Source organism: Ruegeria sp. AL12, assembly GCF_056540885.1.
The window spans coordinates 1-2,039 of record NZ_JBQFXN010000031.1 but is presented as its reverse complement, the minus strand read 5'-3'; the positions used below and the strand labels follow the sequence as shown (position 1 = coordinate 2,039).

The following is a 2,039-nucleotide window of genomic DNA, read 5'->3' as shown; positions in this document are numbered from 1 at the left end:
GTAGAACCGGATTCGAGTTTCCGAGACTATGGGTATTCGCCGTTAGAAAATTCGCCGACTAGATGCAGCCCTGTAAAAGCAACATAATCATTGTTACGCGCGCATTCTGCAAGTCAACGCTGCCCGTTCGCTCTGCCAAAAATACGCTTTACTTCAAAATCTTAAGGTCGGGTTACGACAAAATCCGGCACGATCGCTGCTTGTTTGATCGCTTCCTCGACATCATGCCCGGCGAAGAACCCAAAATCCGAGACAAGTGCGGAAGCCACTCCGGCATGACGCGCGCCCAGAATGTCAGTATGCAGACTGTCACCTACCATCAGAACGCGGGATTTGTCGACGGGCCCAAGTCGCTGAAAGGCAAGATCATAGATATTGCCGAAAGGCTTTCCATAAAACTGCGGGGCTACACCCGTTCGGTCGGCCAAACGGTGCGCGAAAAGACCGGGCTCTTTGGAAAAGCCGTACTCGCGTGGGGCAACGATGTCCGGGTTGCCTACCAATACCGGGCGGGGTCGGCTTAGCAATGCCGCCTCCAACATCGCCTGCCGGGTTTCGGTCCAGGCGGCTGACCCGATCATCAGAAAACCATCAACAGTTTCGTAGGGTTGCGGGTCATCCTCCAGATAGGTTAGTTTCAAATCTTCCAAATCGCGCAGCCCGGCGCTGGGTGTCGCCATCAAACCCCAGTGCAGCTCATGTTGACCATTCAGCCCGGACAGCAACGTAGCCCGACTGGTAATCACATCCTGCGGCGCGAAGTCATATCCCAGCCTGGTGTATTTCTCCAACAGCGTGGCATGAGGAAACCCTGCGGCATTCGAAACCACCAGGACACGTTTGCCCGCATCCGTCAGTGACTTGATCCGTTCAGGCGTTTCGGGGATTGCTGTTTCTCCGATATTGAGAACCCCGAACGCATCCAGAAGAAATACGTCAAACTCATCCATAACTTCGAAAAGGGTCTCGATACGACGATAATTCACGTCGTTCGGTTCAATATCTGGAAGGCGGTGCCGGACGGCTTCGTAAGCCTTAAATGCCTCCTGCGCTGAGAATCCGGTCAAATGATCGCTCCTCGTACTTTTGCCGAAACCCACTCGCTGATCATGACTGCAAGAAGAATTACTATCAGGATAAGGCTGACTTGCGGCCACGCCAGAACATTAAGCGAGGCCGAAAGCTGCAACCCGATACCGCCGGCACCAACCAGCCCAAGCACAGTGGACTCGCGAATGTTGATGTCCCAACGAAAGACTGCAATTCCGGCAAAAGCAGGCAGGATTTGCGGAACAATCCCATACGCCATGACTTGCCACCGCGAAGCACCGGTGGCTGTGATCGCCTCGACCTGACCGTGATCAATCTCTTCAATCGCTTCATAAAGAAGTTTGGCGCAGAACCCGATTGAACGGATGGCGATCGCTATGACACCGGCAAACACACCCGGTCCAATGATAGCGATCAATAGCAGCGCCCAGATCAGCGAGTTGATTGAGCGGGTCGAAACAATGACCAACAAGGCAATGGGGCGGATGAACAACGCCGACGGGGTAGTGTTGCGGGCCGCCAAAAAGGCAACCGGCACAGCCATGCACAGAGCGATGATCGTGCCCAGAGTAGCAATGTTCAGGGTATCCCAGATCGGGGGTCCCAACTGGGTGATATAGTCCCATTTGGGTGGCGTTGCGCGGGTCCAGATATCGTTGGCGATACGGGGCGCATCCCAGACGAAAAACCAGGTTGTCGATTGCGAAATGAGCTGCCAACAGTAGACAAAAACCGCTACTCCCAGAAGCCATCCAAACCAGCGAACCAGGCTTTGGCCGGTCGTCCGCCTGCGCCAGATTTGTGTATCGTCGCGTTCAAGAACCGGCATTACTGAACCCTCGCTCGGATTATTCCGGAAAGGTATTCGAGGGCCATGACGATCCCGATGATAAGGATCAGAATGGCGGCAGCCGTATCATATTCATATCGATCAAACGCGGTGTTGAGTGTCGCGCCAATGCCGCCTGCCCCCACCAGCCCCAGAATAG

2 protein-coding genes and 1 pseudogene are annotated in these 2,039 nt (G+C 54.4%); all 3 read right to left on the bottom strand.

The window, feature by feature from the left end; genetic code table 11:
* Positions 1-161: 161 nt before the first annotated feature.
* Positions 162-1,067 carry an HAD-IIA family hydrolase gene (locus tag ACR0C6_RS21015; protein ID WP_480483732.1) on the bottom strand — a complete coding sequence of 302 codons (906 nt, stop codon included), beginning with the start codon at positions 1,065-1,067 and terminating at the stop codon, positions 162-164.
* A complete protein-coding gene (gene phnE, locus ACR0C6_RS21010; protein WP_480483731.1) occupies positions 1,064-1,879 on the bottom strand; it encodes a phosphonate ABC transporter, permease protein PhnE in 816 nt (271 codons plus the stop codon). Before phnE ends, ACR0C6_RS21015 begins: the two co-directional genes overlap by 4 nt.
* Positions 1,879-2,039: pseudogene (locus tag ACR0C6_RS21005) on the bottom strand (phosphonate ABC transporter, permease protein PhnE); the annotation flags it as partial. The gene phnE and the pseudogene ACR0C6_RS21005, both read right to left, overlap by 1 nt.